The organism is Roseateles sp. SL47, assembly GCF_026625885.1.
Taxonomy (GTDB): Bacteria; Pseudomonadota; Gammaproteobacteria; order Burkholderiales; family Burkholderiaceae_C; genus Roseateles.
This window is the reverse complement of record NZ_CP113068.1, coordinates 4,389,134-4,405,864: the sequence shown is the minus strand read 5'-3', so window position 1 is coordinate 4,405,864 and position 16,731 is coordinate 4,389,134. Positions and strand designations below refer to the sequence as shown.

Below are 16,731 nucleotides of genomic sequence, written 5' to 3'. Positions count from 1 at the left end.
GCGTGCCAATCGTGCCAATCGTGCCGATGGGCGCTGGGGAGACCCAACACTGGGATGTCATCGTGGTTGGGAGCGGACCTGCGGGTGCGGCGCTGGCGCGGCGCCTGTCGCCGGGGCATCGGGTCCTGATGCTGGAGCGGGCGCCACCCCCTGCGGTCTCCTCCCGGGGCGCCGCCTGGCGCATTGGCGAGTCTCTGCCCGGTGCAGCGGCCGTGCTGCTGCGCCGCCAGGGTTTATGGGACCGATTTGTTGCGGATGGGCATGCGGAGCGGGGCGCCAGTATCTCGGTTTGGGACAGTGATTCACCGGTGTGGACGGATGCGCTGCGCGACCCCAACGGCCCTGGGTGGCATCTGGACCGGCTGCGTTTCGACCGGATGCTACGGAACGCTGCCACCGAGGTGGGAGCAAGTGTCACGGCTCTGAGCGGAGCGTTGCAGGTCTCGTGGGAAGGGGGCCGGTGGTGGGTGCGGGATGTGGCCAGGGGCCGTCGACACACCGCGCCGGTGTTGGTGGACGCCACCGGGCGCAATGCCGCCGTGTGCCGACGTCTGGGGCTGAACCGGGCGGACGGCGATCGGCTGGTGTGCATCCATGCGCTGCTGCCGCCGCTGGAGGACGAGGACCGCAGCACCCGCCTTTGTGCCGATGCCGATGGGTGGTGGTACAGCGTTCGGGTTCCGTCTGGCAGCCGGGTGCTGGCGTTCCATACGGACGCGGATGCGTCGGTGATGCGGGCGCTTCGTGACCCTCAAGCCTTGCTGGCGAAGTCCCGGTCCCACCCCCTGCTGCGGGAGGTGGTGCCGGAGCGGATGGCCGGCATTCAGACCCGTGTGCAGCCGGCCGGCAGTGTGGCCCTGGATGTGAATGGATGTGCGGGGCTGCCCGGCTTGTATGTCATTGGTGATGCGGTGCTGGCCTTTGATCCGATCGCCTCCCAGGGCTTGTTCCATGCCTTGGCCTCGGCGGAGAGCGCTGCCCTGGCGATTTCACGAGAGCTGAGCGGGGAGGCGGGGGCCCGGCGCGACTTCTTTCTGGAAATGGCGCAGGTGCAGTGGCTCTACCGTGCGCGTCTGTCGGAGGTCTATGCGAGGCCTGTGCGGTTTCGTGGCCACGCGTTCTGGGACCGGCATCGGATGAACTTGAATCGTAGCCAGTGGCGACAGCCGGCACGCGATGGGGACATTGCGGAATTTCACACGCCTGCCCGCCGGGAGATCGCTACCGGCTTGCAATAACTTGAATCCTGTCTGACGCTACGGCAGCCGTTGCAACCAGGGGCTCTTCCATGCAGATGTTCACTGCCCAGGCACACACGCCGGGACGATTGATTCCTGTGGCCCTTCTGACCGCAGCGCTGACAGCGTGTGGTGGGGGCGCCGGAACGAGTTCAACGACGACGGCCACGGCTCCGGGGGCGCCCACGATTGGTGCCGCGACGGCTGGCAATGCGTCTGCCAGCATCGCCTTCTCCGCCCCGAGCAGCAACGGTGGATCGGCCATCACCGGTTATACCGCGACCTGCACAGCCACGGGGTCGACCCTCACTGGCAGCGGCACTTCCAGCCCCATCACTGTGTCTGGCATGACCAACGGCAGTGGCTACACCTGTTCAGTCACAGCCAGCAATGCGGTGGGCACCAGTGCTGCCTCAGGCACCGTCACGGTGACACCGTCTGCAAGTTCCGGCGATATCCTGGCCAAATACAGCAGCCTCAACACGGCGGTGGGCAGTTCCACCAGCGCCACAGCGGTGGCTCTGAGTGGAACGGGAACGGCCAACTCCACCGCGGCTGTTGGTTGCGCCGTGAGCGGTACCGGCAGCACCGTCACGGGCCTGGTGAATGCCAACAACACCAGCAACATCAGCAGCAATGTCACCACGAATTACAGCTATAGCTGGACCTGCAGCAGTTCGGCCCGCAGCTTGACGGCCAATGGCATCCCCAACCATGCGGTCGGTGTATTCCCCAACAGCGGCAACCCCAACACCATCCGTACGCAAAGCGTGTCGGTGGCCACCATCACCTTGACCCCCAGCAAGGCCTCCAGCGCCAACTACAACGTGCAACCCACCGGGTATGGCTTGAACGGCATCAAGTTCGACGCCAACACGGGTGGCGGATGCCCGGATTCAGCGGCAGGCACCGGGTCTTGCACGCTCTTGGGGGGCGGTGCCTGGAGCCTTGAGGCATTGGTCGCGGTGACCCCGTTTGACTTTGGCGCGGACAGCAACCTGGCGCATGTGCAGCCCACGGGGGATTACCACTACCACGGAGCGCCGGAACGTCTGTTCACCGCGCTGGGCGGCGAGATCGACAGCAGCACGGCGGTGGCCAAGAAAATGGTGCTGATCGGCTGGGCCATGGACGGTTATCCCATCTATTTCAAATACGGATACCGGACCGCCAGCGATGCCACCTCCGGGTTGGTGGCGTTGAGGGGCAATTACAAACCCAACGCCACTGCCACGACCTTGTCCACCCGCCCCAGCGTCAGCGTGTTCCCGTTGGGCACGTTCAAGAATGATTGGGCCTACAGTAGCAGCAATGGCGGTGATCTGGACGAATGCAATGGCAGAACCGGTGTGACGCCGGAGTTTCCAGGCGGCATTTATTACTACGTCGTGACCGACACCTATCCCTACGCGCCTCGCTGCATCAGCGGCAACGTATGACGGCCTGGCAACAGGCAATCAGCTCCTGGCGGCCCCCCCGCGCCCTCCATCGCCAATGCCTTTGCGTGTTGGCCCTCGGCCTGAGCCTGCATTGGGTGCAGGCCCAGGCGCATTTGATGCCACCCCAACGGGGCACGCTGAACTTCGTGAACGGGGGGGTGTATGTGGTGCTGTCCTTGCCGGTCAGTGCCTTTCCCTACGCCAGCGATGGCCTTGCCCACGGCATGTCACAGGCGGCCTACGCACGGCATCTGCCCCGTTTGACCGCCGATGTGCAGGCCCAGGTGCAGTTGTGGGATGACGAGGGCCCGCTGTTGCTGGAGGGGACCTTTCTCAATTTCAGTCCGCCCGATGAGGACCCTGCCGGCCCCGCCACGCAGTTGGTGGTGTTGGGGCGCTTTCAGCTCCGGCATCCACAGGACGCCTATAACGGGCAGCTGCGCTACCGTGTCACCCTGTATGGCGATCAACCGGACGAACAGCGCATCGTGGTCACCGCGACACGTGCAGATCCGGTCACGGGCGAGAAGCAGCGGCAATTGCTTGTGTTTGGCCCCGAAGATCCGGAGCACCTGCTCTTCCCCTCAGCCATGGCGGTGCTGCGCGACGACATGCGCCTCGGCGCGACGCATATCCTGTCAGGGGCCGATCATCTGCTCTTCCTGCTGGCCGTTCTGGCCGGTCTGACAAGCTGGCGCCTGGTTCTGATGACCTTGACCGCATTCACGGCCGGGCATGCCGCCACCTTGAGTCTGAGTCTGTTGGGCGGCGTACAAGGGCCATCGGCGGTGGTTGAACCCTGCATTGCATTGACCCTCGTGGGGGTGGTGCTGCATGACGGGTGGACCGCACGCAATGGCCGTTCGATGTCCACGCCCATGCGTCTCTGGCTGGTCTTTGGCTGCGCGCTGGTGCACGGGCTGGGGCTGGCCGGTGCTCTGGAAGCGCGGGGATTGGATCGCCAGCATCTGTGGCAAAGCCTGCTGGGCTTCAACCTTGGCATTGAGCTCGTTCAGCTCGCAATCGGGGTTGCGTTTCTGGGGCTGATGCGGGGGCTTCGTCTTGGGTTCCCACCGGGTGTGGAGATGCGGGTTCGTCAGGGCTTGTCGGTGGTGGCTCTGTGTGGCGGGCTGCTGTGGTTGGTTCAACGCCTGTCGGTTTGATGCCGATTCCGGCGGAGCGTTTTCAGCCGCTTCTCAGATCGACGGGGCCCGTCACGCGCAGAAGCAGGTGAAGACGACGTCGTTGGTCAGCCACTGGAAAGACACGTCGATTGCGCATCCGGCGCGCCATTCACCGGCCAGTGACTCGGTCAGTTCCAGGCGGAGGACGCGAGGACGCTCGCGGACCTCGACCACCCGCGCCGCTTCGAAACCAAAGAAGCGACCCACCTGCGGGAAGGCAGCCTTGTAGAAACTCTCTTTGGCGGAGAAGGCCAAGGTGGCCAGCTGTGCGGTGGACAGCCCGTGGGTGGATGAGCCCAGACGCTCGATTTCGGTGGCATCGAGTGCCACGGCCAGCAATGCCTCAAGGCTTTGCGGATGAGCGACCTGCTCAATGTCGATGCCAATGCTCTGAAGGTCCCGAGCCGGGGCGACAGCCGCTGCAGCATATCCATGGCAATGCGTGAGGCTTCCGACGACGCCGGGGGGCCAAACCGGCTCCCGTGACGCCCCGATGCCGACGTCGAATCCAGTGACGCCGCATTGCATCAGCGCCTCGCGCGCCGCCCATCGTCCAAAGAAAAATTCCGCCTGCCGCTTCGGCACGCTGCGTGCGATGGAGGTGGGCATGGCGATGCGCTCCTGAGCGAACCAGATGGGATCAAAGGGCGCGTCTTCCAGCGTCAGCAGACAGGACTTGACGGAGGCCAGCACCGGATTCAATGGGAGGTCGGCAGCTTGCCGTATGACGGCGCGGGCCTGGGAAGGCGATTGATCTGCCGCCCTGGGTGGGGCAGCGCGCTGGTCAAGAGAAGACATTTATCAAGCGGGCGTCTGATGCGGATCAAGCGGAGATCGAGCGGAGATCAAGTAGGCATCCACCGTGACTGAATCGGGGGGGCGATGAAAAGGTCGTCGGAGAGCAAGCTGAGTGCAGGACGCTCAGCCCGGAAAGGGCGACACCCCTCCCAGGGATGTTAAGCGATGCTGCAGGGGGCTGAAGGGTGGCGTTGTGGTGGCGTTGTGGTGGCGTTGGGCGCTGTAGGCAGGCGCAGAAAGCTGAAGGAGCGAGAGGAGACAGGACGAAACGCACGGACACAGGGTGAGGCGTGCGCGGACGGGAGGCCGCTCAGTGAACGGGTGTTTCTCCCTCACGCCTAGGTTGGGCATACATGCGTCGCAGACTGAATCGGATGTAAGGGGCGAGCCAGTGCTGCCAGCGGTCATTCTGATGACGGACAGAGATCCAGATTTCTTCGCAGACGGCACCGAACTTGCGCTTCATGTCCTGGTTGGTGGAGCCCAGGTCGACGGTCTCGCAGCCGTGCTGCGCGGCGTATTCAATCGAATGCAGGACCAACAGGTACCAGAGGTTCAACTCCCGGGCCACCGCATAGTCCTGGCCGATGACCATACATTTCACCTGGCCGTGCCGATGCAGCAGCAGCCCGAAGCCGCGGATCTGCCCGGCCTGGCGCAGGACCAGCATGCGGACACTCTCCAGATGACGGGCCATCAGATCAAACAGCTGGCGAGGCAGGGGCGGTGTGCGCGCCTCCTGTGCGCGCGCATTAACTGCCAGGTAGAGCGGATACAGCTGATCCAGCAGATGTTCAAAGCGTTCCAATACCTCGCATTCAAGGCCTTGAGCTTGTGCGTCCCGCAGCACTTTGCGCAGGTGGTAACGCCGCTTGGAGGAGAGGGTGTCCAGATAGGCCGCCAAGGTCATTGCGCCTTGCAAGGGCACGCGGCTGCGGTGAAAGCAGGGCACATTCACAAAACCCGCCCGCTGGTTCTGGTCAATGGCGGAGGCATCCCGCTCTCGCGAAAACTCCTTCAGCACGATCAGCCCATGGGGAAAGGTCAGGGCCAGAAACTGCCGGAGTGCGCTCATGAAGCTGCTAAAGCTCCACACCTGTTCGTCGAACCAGAAGGCCTGACCCGCTGCAACACGCCCACCCAGAACCAGCACACGCAAAGGCAGCAGCCCGGCGATCCGCTGCTGCTGAAGCGCGATATAGGCCAGGCCACGCACAGCCCCGTCCTCATCGCGACAGGCCACGTAATGATGCGTCACCCCGGGCGAGGCCTCGGCCAGCAGGCGGAGATAGTCGGGATCCAGAGAGAGCTCGCGGGCACTGACGTGAGTCGTCCATGCATGGATGAAGGCGGGATCTGATTCATCCCGCACCACCTGGAATTGCGGCGTCATGATGGATGGACCTCGATCTGTCTGGGTGGGCGCGCCAGCAGGGTGATGGTGTAGGGCCCCACGGCATTGAGCCGGGACACGCCATAGTTGAACTCGCCGATCCGTGAAAAACCGAAACGCTTGAACACCCGCTCATCATTGCGATCCGGGTTGCTGCTCTGCAGCAGCATGTGAAGACCCTGTTCGTCGGCCAAGCGCAGAAAGGGCCCCGACAGCCGTCGGGCGACATGAAGCCCTTCAAAACGCCGGGGGACACACATCATGCTGGAGTAGATGCAACCCTGCGGGATCCCCTGTGCGCGCCGGGCGAGCTCGGTGGCCTGGCGCAACCGTGTTTGCGCCCGATCCGCCGCCAGGGCACGCGGCAGGCCATACGTGCGCAGCGCATGCCAGCCGCCGACGAGGTATTTGTAGAGCAGGCTGTCACGGGCCGGCCACGCCATGGGGAGCCGCCGCAGGCAGGCGCCGCGTACCACTCTCGGGCCGATGCCGTCTGCGGCCTGCACCGTTTCGACACACAGAATGCCGCCGGCCCCCAGGCCCGCCCGCAGCAGGTAAGCCAGGATGGGTGTCAGGCGGCGTTCTCCCAGCGCGTGGTCTCCCTCCTCGATGCGGCGCACCTCCTCAGGCTTCAGCCACGCCAGCCATCCCTTGTCGTGGTTCTCCACAAAGGCCTGCGTCATGACCACAGCGGCCGCCCGGACGCCGCCGTGGTCCCGGACGATGTCCACCCGGGGCTCCCCTGGCAGGGACGCGGTCGCTTCATTCTGCTGCGCAATCAGCGATTCGACGGAGGTGAGCAGGTCGGTCCGGACGTTCAGTCGGCGCATGCGGTGCCTCCCTCGGGCAGAAGTACCCGGTGGTCCACCGAGAAGCCATTGAAGGTGCAACGCACACTTTCTGAATACGCGCCTACCGCCTGGAACTCGATCCAGTCGCCTTCCTCGATGGCGTCGGGCAGCGCATAGGGGTGGGCCAAGCGGTCCATGCTGTCGCAGGTGGGGCCAAATACGGTGAACTCGCGCAGGTCGTCCTTGGCGGTCATGGGCAGACGACGTGTGCCGCGCCAAGTGGCCACCGGGAGCTGCAGGTGCTGCTGCGCGGGCAGCAGCCCGTTGAAGATGCCCGCCCCGCAATACACCGCCGTGTCTGACCGCAGCAGCACCCGCGCGAAGAGCGACATGCAGTCGTGGGTGAGTGAGCGACCTGGCTCGCATACCAGCTCACGGGAGCGCAGGCTCGAGGAGCCGGACACAAAGGCCCCGACGGCGTCCAGCATGGGCCAGGGCGTCACCGGGGGCAGGTTGGCATACAGGCCGGGGAAACCACCACCGATGTCAACGGCCTCCACGGCTTGCGCCTCGCAGATCAGCTGTTCCGCCATCTGCAAGGCTGCCAGATAAGGCTCCACGGTCATGGTCTGTGAGCCGGGGTGGAAGGCCAGGCCCTGCCGCCATCGCGTCTCCAGCGCCAGCCGCGCCAGCAAGCGCGCCGTGAGCGGCATGCTGGCGCCGAATTTGCTGTTGAGCTCATAAACCGCATCGGAGGTGCTGAGCTGAAAACGGACCCACACACGAATGGCGGCGTCGTGGGTGGGCAGCACTTCCAGCAGCTTTTCAAGCTCCGCTTCGCTGTCGATGACATAGTCACGGATATGAAGATCGCTCCAGGCCAGCGCGAGATCCCGGCGCGATTTGACCGGATTCATGAACCACAAGGGCGCGGTGGGCGTCACACGGCGTACCAAGCGCGCTTCGGGCAGGGACGCAATATCAAATCCGTGGATGCCGTGTGACAGCACGGTCTCCACCACCTCCGGCAGCGGATTGGCCTTGACGGCATAGAGCACGCGCCCAGGGAAGGCCTGCACAAAGCGTTCAGTGGTGCGTGCCAGGCGGCTCCGGTCCAAGGTGTAGAAGGCGTCGACATCGGGCGAGGTCAAGGTAGTGGCGAGATCCATCGTCATGCTTCCCGTGTTGGCAGAGAGTTCAGGTGGTCCAGCAGTGCGGCAATGCTGGGGATGCGGTGCCGGGCAGGCGGCAGGTCCGGCACGGTGTCGAGGCCCTTGCCAGTGGCGACCTGGACGTAGGCCATGCCCAGCGCACGCGCGCCAGCGCCATCGGTGCGGAGATCGTCCCCAACGACCATGGCCTCGGCCGCTGTCACCCCCAGGGCGTCCAATGCGCCCTGGAAGAACAGCGGGGATGGTTTGCCGGTCACCAGGGCTTCACGCCCGGTGGCGGCCTCCAGGCCCTGGATGAACGCACCCGCATCCAGCATGGGGCCCTCGCAGCTGTGCCAGTAGAGATTGCGATGCGGGGCCAGCAGCGTGGCGCCCGCACGAATCAGGCGAAAGGCCTGATTCAGACACCGGTAGTCGAAGCGCTCGCCGATGTCGCCGATCACCACGAAGTCCGGCGACTGGTCGCTCCTGGGAATCTGATCGAACAGCGCTTCCATGGCTTGCGGCACCAGCAGGTGGCAGCTGGCACCCGGGCGGGCATGGACATGCTGGGCGCAGGCCACCCCGGCGGTCTGGATCATGGCCGGGCAGACCGAGATGCCGGCGTCGTTCAGCTCCTGCGCGATGTCGGCCGTTGAACGAGCGCTGATGTTGGTCAGCAGCCGGACCTTCAAGCCTGCATGCTGCAGGGTGTGCAGCATGTGGTCGGCGCCAGGCAGCGCCTGACCTTTGAACATCAGGGTGCCGTCAATGTCGATCAGCAATGCTTTCAGCGTCATGGTGTGGGGGCCGTGGGAGCGGTGGCGGCGGGCGCGCAGGCGTGAGGGGCAGCGCCTTCGGTCTTTGTGCTGGTGGTGCTGGTGGTGGACGCCATAGCGGGGGCGCCAGCATGGCGCAATCGGAGCCAGCCGAGCAGGGCGGGCGCCAGGTCCGTCAGCGCGACGGTGGACGGCCAGGTCACACCTGTGGGCTCGGTGTCCAGCAGCGCAGCTTCGAGCCACGGATTCGGGGACCAGCAGGTGTGGTCGCCGCCTTTGCGTGCCGGCGCCAGCATAGGCCGATGGACATCGGCCCTCAGCCTCACCCCGTCCGGCGGCTGTACGTACCACTGGCTCTGCCAGCCTTGGCCCGTAGATACCTCGGGCCCTGGGATCAGCCGGAAGGCCGGGGTCATCGCCGATGGGGAAGGCCCTTCGTCCAGGAACCACTGGTTCAGCGTTCCGATCAGGCTGGACAGGTCCAGCTGCGCCGCTGCCAGACGCTCGGGATGCACGGCGAGCCATCCGTTCTCGGCCGGGTGGTAGAACACCAGCGAGTGCTGCGGGTCGATGCCACCTTCGGCGTCCAGCGTGAGCCATGCCTGCTGATGCAGCCAGCGGTTCAGGCTGAACTCCTGGTGGATGGGCAGCATGCCATGGTCCGCATGGGCCACCAGTCGGGAGCCCGGCGCCAGCCGCCGCTGGCAGCTCAGCAGCAACTCGCCCAGCCACTCCGCCACCCGTGCCAGGATCTGGCCGGCCACGTCCCGCTCGGCCGCGTTGGCCGGAGACACCATCGTGCGCAGCAACTGGTGGCTCAGCAGGTCGATGACCGGATAGTAGGCCACCACCAATTCCCCCCCTGGCGCGTCCAGGGTCCAGCAGATGTCCTCCAGGAAGCTCTGATGCACCACGTGCAGCAGGTCCAGCAGCAGGGTCTCGGCGTGGCCGTGCCCCCCCGCATCCAGCCGGAGGCCGAGGGCCCCGTCGGCATAAAGACGCGCCGGATTGAGGGCTGCATAGGCCCGGTGCCGGAAAGCGGCCTGGCGCTGTGGCGCGTCACGCCCTTCAATCCAGACCGGCTGGAACCCCATCATGCACAGTCGCAGCTCCCCCTCCACCCGTACCGTGCGGAGGGCAATGGCGCGGTGGGTGTGGCCCGCCACCGTGGCCGGCACTGCGTCCGACAAGCGCAGGTGGCGGGTCTGGTGGAGAGGGAGGTCCACCACGCCCTCAGGGGTGTTCCGCAAGCGGAGGCTGTCCCCATGGCCCTCCACGGGCCACTGCACACCCAGTGCTTCAATCACCAGCGTTTCACCGGCACGCAGCAGCCGGGGCGCCGCCAGCGCGGGCGTGTACACCTGGCTGTGGGACAGCAGGGCCCCCGCCAGGCGCTGGGGCTGAACAAATGGAACCGCGCAGGTGCGCACCTGCCCGCCGCCTGCGGCCCAGTCGTCCCAGACCATCGCGACGTCTTGAGGCCAGTTGGCAAAGGCTTCACGGATCGCCAGAGGGGACGCATGCCCCTCCACCGGCATGTCGTAGCCGGTCAGCCGATGTGCGGATTCAGGCAGCCCGCTCCAAATGCTGAACAGCGAAGGCGGGGTCTGGCAATTGGGCGCCAGAGGTCGCAATGGCAAGGTGGTGGCGCAGGGCGGCAGGCGAGGGGCGAGCAGGCGCAACAGCGGCAGGGACAACCCGTCCACCAGCAACCACAGCAAACGTCCGTGGGTCATGCCGGAGCCCGCTCCACCAACAAGGTGCACAGCGCCTCCACCTGCCGCCGCAATGCCGCCAGAGAGCCGTTGTTGGTGAGCACAAAGTCCGGCGGGATTCTCGCCATCTGGGCATCCAGCGGACTGTGGACCACCACGCTCAGATCGTTGCGAATGGCCATCCGTTGTTGTCGCAGCGTGGGCTGCGCCACCAGCTTGATGACCGAGAAGCCGGCCTGACGCAGCGCAGGCCAGTCGCTGGTGTCGTCGCGCAGGTCGTCGTTGATGATCACGTCCGTGTCCGTTTCTGCCGCCGCCAGGGCCTCCAGAAACCGACGCGCCAGGGCATGCGGTTGAATGCGGCGCAAATGCTGGGCAAGGCTCTCCAGCAGGCACTGATCCTGCGCGCCCTGGCCCACGGTGAGGCCCGCTTCGGCGTAGATGACGGACTGAAGGCGGTACAGCGGCGCGGCCAGCTTCAGGACACGTACCGTGAGCCCCTGCGCCTCGAAGCACTCACGCATCAGTCCCGCTGTGGTGCTTTTGCCCGAACCACTGGGAGCCACCAGGCACAGACGCAGCGGCGGGCGATCCGTGGCCTGTGGGTCCATCGGATCCGGAAGGAGCACTCGTGGGGGGGAAGCGGACATGAAGACTCCTCGTCAACGTATGGCGCAGGGCTGTCAGAGTCTGGGTTTCGATCTCAGACGGCTGCCGGCTGTCGCTGGGCTCGCCCGCTGGCCCGGGTCCAGGGCAGCTCGCACAAGGCCTGCACCAGCGCCGGGCTCAGGTGATGCGTCAGCCCCGCGCCGCTCGGGGGCATGCCGTGCCAGGTGGAGGTGATGAAGGTGTGTGGCCATTCAAAGATGCTGCGCTCGGCCAGCACCTGCTGGATGGCATCCCGGGACAGTCGACGGCTGCGCAGCGGTGCATCCACCATCACCTCCGGCAGCAGAACGCCCCCGAGCCAGGTCCTGCCCATCGGGCTGCGCCCCAGCAGACGGGCAAACAGTTCCGGCGGAATCAAGATCTTGTGCTGGTCCGGGAGGTCGGGATGAAGCCGTCCCGCAAGCCCCTCGCCGGGCTCACGGGACAGGGCTTCGACGAGCGAGGGAAACTGCCTCAGCGTGCCCAACCCAATGTGCGGGAAGTCCGGCCACCCGCGAGCACGCACGCGGCCCTCCACCAGGTCCAGCAGGAGCTTGTCGCCTGAGAAGTAGGTGTGGCCTTCGTCCAGCACGCGGCCCAGCATGGTGGTGGTTTTGCCTGCGCCTTTGATGCCCGCCACGGCCTGCGCCTCGCCGGTGGTGGGATGCAGGGTCGCTGCCGCATGCAGAATGGCCGTGCCCTGGCCTTGCTCCACCAGCAGGCCGTAATAACGCACGAGTTCGATGATGTGGATGAAGGCCCGGTGGTCGCCGTGGAACTTCACCTGACGGCTGGCCTGATGAATCACATAGCCTACCTGCCGCTCTTCATCCCACGCCACCAGTCGGCCGTCGGGCAGCCACCCACGCATTACCCGCAAGGTGAATCCTTCTGCGTAGGTTTCACGGATCACGGCCGCTTGGGTGCAGCAGGCCTTCCATGAGGGATTGAAGTCCGAGATTGGCAACAGCTGAAGGTCCAGGTCGACCTCGCGTGGGGCATCAACGGGCTGCAAATAAGGGAAGAGAAAGGTCGTCAGCCGGAGCGCCAGGGCGGAGACCTCCGGCAGGTCGGCCACGTCGAGGCGCATGTTGAAGACGCCGTTGGTCAGACATTGGGTCATGGGTGGGGCTCCAGGGCCTGAGCATCAGAGGAAAGCCGCCGCGCAGAGGCGTCGGGCTGGAGGGGGGAAAGGGCGCTGCGATGAAGGCACGACAGACCCCCCCCGGCGCTTCAGAAACCCGGTGAGCAGGTTCGCCAGGTCCTGGACGTCCTGCTTCGGTGAGCGTGCGCCTTCAAGACCGCGGGTCTTCAGATAATCGATGCCGCACAGCGCAATCGTGTCCCGGGGGGCTTCCAGCGATTGATTCAGGCTGAAGCTCACCTTCAGCAGATGTCCACTGGACAGGGATTCGCAATGCCCGACAAAGGCGGTGCGCCGCCAGTGCAGCGACTCATGCAAGGGGAGTTCCAGGCAGCCGGCCATGTGCTCCTGCGCAGAGGCCGTGAGGGGCACGTCCCTCCAGGCCGGTGATGGGCTCATGCCCGGTAGGCCGGTCAGCGACGCAGTGACCTGCGCCCATCGGTCCAGCACCTGCGCTTTGCGCTTGACGCTGAACAGTGCCGCATTGACTGTGCCGGTGGGGCCCTCTGGCACGCGGAGGACCTCACAGGCGACATTGTCGTGACGCACAAACTGCCACTCTTCGCCCAACTGGGGCACGAATCCGAAGACCGCCTCCGGAGGCGAGGTGGTCAGGTCGTCCAGCCAGTCCTCTCCCATCTGCCAGACATCCGGTGCAGGCGGGTTCAGCACCAGGCGCCAAGGCGGCGGCGCGGCGGTGCTGGTGTAGAAGCACTCGTAATTGTTGGTGAGCAGATGGTGGGTGTTGAACGCCTCGGCGAGTTGGTGCCAGAACGTTTGCGGTGCTATCACCGGCCCGCCGGGCGGCAGGGCCAGGAAATGCGCCCCGTGAAGATCGGTTCGGTCGACCAAGGCTTGCAGCAGCAGGCCATCTTCGAGCGTGGCACCTGCCAGGCGGACGATGGCCAGCGGCATCCGCTCCACATCCAGATTGGCGACATTCAGGCGGACGTCGCTGCCCGATGTGCGCCAATCCTGCGGGCCGAGGGTCGCCAGCAGTGGCAGAGAACAACGGCAATCCATTTGCGCAGCCCGGGCACCCAGGCGTGCACCTGCTGGCAATGGCACCAATTGCAGATCTTGCACCGACTCAGGAACCGGCTCGGCATGTCGCAGGCGCCAGTTGCCCAGCACCAGCAACAACCGGGCCTTGGCGCTGCTGGATGAATCGCCCTGAGGTGGCTGCACAGCGGCGGTCATGCGGCCTCCCGGGCAGCAGGCGAATCCGCAATGCTGCGAACGAAATCCAGCTTTGAATAAAGGTCCTGCTGAAATGCCACACCCAGGCGTTCGAACTGTGCCGCGACATAGGTGGAGAAGTGGTTGAAGTCCTGCTCCACCAGGCGAATATCGCCAAAGGTGCGTGTGCGGCAGTATTCGATCTCGCACTGCGTGAATGAATCACGGCCGTCCAGCGTGCGGCAGATGTCCATGTAGATGCCAAAGATGTTGCCGGTGTGCAGGGACTCAAACTGCGCATCAAAGCGTTTGCGACGGTAGCCGGGCAAACGTCGCGTGTGCTCCGCCGTCAGCGTCCGGACGTGGGCGTCGATGTCGCACAGTTGCAGTTGATGGTCCACCCAGAGGGACTCACGGCGAATCTCGCTGTTCTCGATGAACCACTTGCGTTTCACCGTCATATGGCCATCCGCCTGCGGGATGTAGGCGATGTAGCCGCTTTCTGAATTGGCGCCCAACACCTCGAAGATGTGCTGTTCATAGTCCCAGACCTGGATTTCCCGGTCCAGCTCAGGCACGAACCCGGACGCGCTGCTGCGTGTGATCTCACGGTGAAGGGTATGCAGCAGGCTCCAGGTGTCTGGAATCCCGCGGAAGGTGAATTTGCGCTCCATCTCCACATCGGGCCGCCACTTGGTGTACCAGCATTCGTCTCCGAGCGCGGGGCGCAATGCGTCCAGGCGCTGTCCATGTCGGGAGTTGCCGTCGTTCAGTGCTTGAAGCAGCTCACATAGGCCTGGCCGGGTGGAAGCGAGAGGCACGGACTCATCGTGATAGTGCACATACATGGCGCCGGGCTCGCCCAGTTGGACCAGGTGGAAGCAGGCGAACATGGAGGGTGCAGTCTCCGAGGCGGTGGCCGCGATCGTTGGCATCCATCGACCTGTGGACCCAAGGCCCCGATGCTCCTTCAGCGACGGCACCGCCGCTTCCAGAGCGTCGAAGAACTGTCGGCTCTGCTGGCGCTGGCCGGCATTGAGGCCCCGGAACTCCAACGGTGGCAGGTCAGGCAAGGGTTGCATGCCCGCCTCGGTCCACCAGGCGGTCGGCCGCAGGTCTCCGGCGCGCAGGTACAGGCCGTTGGACCCCATGCGGAGTTCGTCACCCCTGCATTCCAGCAGGCCGGGCATCGGCACGGAGGTGTCTCCAGGCAGGCCGGCGCCTGGCAGGGTCAGGCCGAGGTAAAGCCGGGTCATGCCGTCACCTCGTGCACCTGCCCGCTGCTGGCCCGGATGGTGATGGGTCGGCCTGAGTGGGCGTGCTGGTAGAGCACCGCAGACTCGACGGCCGGCACCTGGCCTTCACGGAGCAGAATCGCGAGATGGCACAGCAAGGAGGACTGCTCAAAAACAAACCCGGCCACGTGGGGAATCAGGGCCGCCAGAGCGGCATAAGGCCGGGGCGAGACCACAATGGGGCGCGCGTTGCCCGCCAGCGCCTGGGCCAGCAGCTGCGTCATCAGCGGCCCGAGGCTCTCGGCACTGGGCAGGTGGTTGATGGAGACTGTCGCTGCGATGCTGATGTCCCGGAGGGCCTGTCCATCCTCCACCCGCATCGTCGGACCGAATGCATATCCCGGCGAGACGGTGCGCTGGTCCTGGTCCTGCTGCGTCTGATGCAAGGCGGCCACCTCTGAGAAGTCGATCAATCGGAGACGGTCACCCTCCAGCACCCATTCCAGCTGCACCGAACCAAAGCGCTTGACCGCATCCATGCTGACTTCGAACAAGATCCGCTGTTGGTCGGGCCTAAGGAGCGCCGCCGGGTCTGGCGGATCAAGCGCCTCACCCATCGCCTGGTTCTCCACGGGCGGTACTCCGTCGAGGCTGCCGTGAGGGTTGCCGTGAGGGTTGCCATGAAGGCTGTGCTCATGAATGGAAAAACTGGTGGTGGTGGCGGATCCCCGATTGATGGCCAGCAACCCGTCGGGTGAGATCTCGCACAGCACCTGACGGGCATGCCCCGGGGTGGCCACGGTGGGCTGACTGATCAGGCCGAAATCGCCCTGGATGTACTGTCGCACGGTGAAGACGGTGGTGACCTCGCTCAGTAGCTCGTCCAGGCGGGTGGCCAGCTCGCTGAAGGGGAGAATCTGCTGGCGCAGTCCTTCGGAGAAATCCAGCACCACACGGGTGTCGGCGTCTGTCGCGAGTGATGACAGCAAGGCGCTTCGCTCGGCGGGATTGGCGAAACCACTGGCATTGGCACGCACCAGCAATGCGGTACCGGCCGCGACCTCGTATTGGGACGCCAGGAGCGCCAAGGGTCGCCGTTTAGACCGGAAATAGTGGGCAAAGCCCGGAAGCGGTTGGAATGCGGCCAGTGCGGCATCTTCTGCAAGGTAGAGCGCCACGGCCTCACAGGTCGGCGGCTCCACTGCGTGGCGACTCATCGTGGTGATGGGGCGGGCCTGCAGCAGCCAGACGGCGTGGCCGTCGTAGGCCCATTCGATGTCCACCGGCAAGGACAGTTCGGTTTCCACGGCACGCACCAGGGCCCGCAGGTCCTGCAGCATGGGGCCTTGTGCCAGAAGCTCCGCATCACCACTCACCGTCGATGGATGTTCCGGGTCCAGCAGCGCGGTACTGGCACGCCGTTCCCCGGACACCAGCAGCTCACCCAACCCGGGAACCGCCTCGATCCGCATGCCTGGGTGTCCCGACACCGGGTCGCGGCTGAAAGCCACGCCCGCCCACTGGGGATCAATCATGCGCTGCACAAACACCGTCATGCCCAGCGGCGCTTCCAGAAGGCCGCAACGGAGCCGCTCCATCACGGCCCGCCGGGAGAATGAAGAGCGCCACACCTGTTCGATGGCCTTGCGTAATGCCGCCACACCCCGGACCTGGAGCACCGATTCAAAGATGCCCGCGAAGCTGTGACTCGCGCCGTCCTCGATGCCCCCCGAGGAGCGAACGGCCACGGGTGTGTCCACCGACAGGCCCGCGCCGCTCAGCAGCTCCTCCAGCACCGCATTCGCGTCCGGGCGCCACAGCAGCGGTGCAGTGCTGGCGAGCGTGGCCAGGTCCCGATCCAGAAAGGCGGCTGCGGTGATATGCAGGTGGTGCAGCGCGGCCGCCGCCTCCGCCTGGACCTCGGCGCGGTTGGACCACAAACGGTCCAGTCTGTCGTCGGACAGGGCGAAGAGCGTGGGCACAGGCAGTCGGCCAGAGAGGGCCTGCAAGGTCGAGAATTTTCCAGACATGGCGGGC

At 65.4% G+C, this 16,731-nt stretch carries 14 protein-coding genes; 3 read left to right on the top strand and 11 right to left on the bottom strand.

Annotation, left to right across the window (positions count from 1 at the left end; all coding sequences use genetic code 11):
* Positions 1-2 precede the first annotated feature (2 nt).
* The 3 genes from OU995_RS19145 to OU995_RS19135 all read left to right on the top strand — a co-directional run bounded on the left by OU995_RS19145 (position 3) and on the right by OU995_RS19135 (position 3,840).
* Complete coding sequence (locus OU995_RS19145) at positions 3-1,238, top strand: NAD(P)/FAD-dependent oxidoreductase (RefSeq protein WP_267831625.1); 1,236 nt, start codon at positions 3-5, stop codon at positions 1,236-1,238.
* 50 nt (positions 1,239-1,288) lie between these two features.
* Positions 1,289-2,677 carry a YHYH protein gene (locus OU995_RS19140; RefSeq protein WP_267831624.1) on the top strand — a complete coding sequence of 463 codons (1,389 nt, stop codon included), beginning with the start codon at positions 1,289-1,291 and terminating at the stop codon, positions 2,675-2,677.
* A gap of 116 nt (positions 2,678-2,793) precedes the next feature.
* Positions 2,794-3,840 carry a HupE/UreJ family protein gene (locus OU995_RS19135; protein WP_267831623.1) on the top strand — a complete coding sequence of 349 codons (1,047 nt, stop codon included), beginning with the start codon at positions 2,794-2,796 and terminating at the stop codon, positions 3,838-3,840.
* 51 nt (positions 3,841-3,891) lie between these two features.
* Here the strand turns inward: OU995_RS19135 and OU995_RS19130 are convergent, their stop codons facing one another.
* From OU995_RS19130 to OU995_RS19080, 11 genes are all read right to left on the bottom strand, one after another.
* Positions 3,892-4,659: a 4'-phosphopantetheinyl transferase family protein gene (locus OU995_RS19130; protein WP_267831622.1), complete on the bottom strand. Its 768-nt coding sequence runs from the start codon at positions 4,657-4,659 to the stop codon at positions 3,892-3,894.
* Positions 4,660-4,969: 310 nt separating this feature from the next.
* Positions 4,970-6,052: a GNAT family N-acetyltransferase gene (locus OU995_RS19125; RefSeq protein WP_267831621.1), complete on the bottom strand. Its 1,083-nt coding sequence runs from the start codon at positions 6,050-6,052 to the stop codon at positions 4,970-4,972.
* Positions 6,049-6,882, bottom strand: coding sequence for a hypothetical protein (locus tag OU995_RS19120; RefSeq protein ID WP_267831620.1), 834 nt, complete (start codon positions 6,880-6,882; stop codon positions 6,049-6,051). The genes OU995_RS19125 and OU995_RS19120 overlap by 4 nt, the downstream gene beginning before the upstream one ends.
* Positions 6,870-8,012, bottom strand: coding sequence for an alanine racemase (locus OU995_RS19115; RefSeq protein WP_267831619.1), 1,143 nt, complete (start codon positions 8,010-8,012; stop codon positions 6,870-6,872). The genes OU995_RS19120 and OU995_RS19115 overlap by 13 nt, the downstream gene beginning before the upstream one ends.
* Positions 8,013-8,014: 2 nt before the next feature.
* Entirely contained in the window at positions 8,015-8,794 is a 780-nt protein-coding gene (locus tag OU995_RS19110; RefSeq protein WP_267831618.1) for an HAD-IIA family hydrolase, read from the bottom strand.
* Positions 8,791-10,509 carry an alkaline phosphatase family protein gene (locus OU995_RS19105; protein ID WP_267831617.1) on the bottom strand — a complete coding sequence of 573 codons (1,719 nt, stop codon included), beginning with the start codon at positions 10,507-10,509 and terminating at the stop codon, positions 8,791-8,793. The genes OU995_RS19110 and OU995_RS19105 overlap by 4 nt, the downstream gene beginning before the upstream one ends.
* Positions 10,506-11,138 carry a hypothetical protein gene (locus OU995_RS19100; RefSeq protein ID WP_267831616.1) on the bottom strand — a complete coding sequence of 211 codons (633 nt, stop codon included), beginning with the start codon at positions 11,136-11,138 and terminating at the stop codon, positions 10,506-10,508. The genes OU995_RS19105 and OU995_RS19100 overlap by 4 nt, the downstream gene beginning before the upstream one ends.
* A gap of 53 nt (positions 11,139-11,191) precedes the next feature.
* The gene (locus tag OU995_RS19095; RefSeq protein ID WP_267831615.1) at positions 11,192-12,259 is read right to left on the bottom strand and encodes a hypothetical protein; all 1,068 of its coding nucleotides are present in this window, start codon (positions 12,257-12,259) and stop codon (positions 11,192-11,194) included.
* A gap of 24 nt (positions 12,260-12,283) precedes the next feature.
* Positions 12,284-13,480: a hypothetical protein gene (locus OU995_RS19090; RefSeq protein WP_267831614.1), complete on the bottom strand. Its 1,197-nt coding sequence runs from the start codon at positions 13,478-13,480 to the stop codon at positions 12,284-12,286.
* Positions 13,477-14,715: a hypothetical protein gene (locus OU995_RS19085; protein WP_267831613.1), complete on the bottom strand. Its 1,239-nt coding sequence runs from the start codon at positions 14,713-14,715 to the stop codon at positions 13,477-13,479. Before OU995_RS19085 ends, OU995_RS19090 begins: the two co-directional genes overlap by 4 nt.
* The gene (locus OU995_RS19080; RefSeq protein WP_267831612.1) at positions 14,712-16,724 is read right to left on the bottom strand and encodes a PEP/pyruvate-binding domain-containing protein; all 2,013 of its coding nucleotides are present in this window, start codon (positions 16,722-16,724) and stop codon (positions 14,712-14,714) included. The genes OU995_RS19085 and OU995_RS19080 overlap by 4 nt, the downstream gene beginning before the upstream one ends.
* Positions 16,725-16,731: the final 7 nt, after the last annotated feature.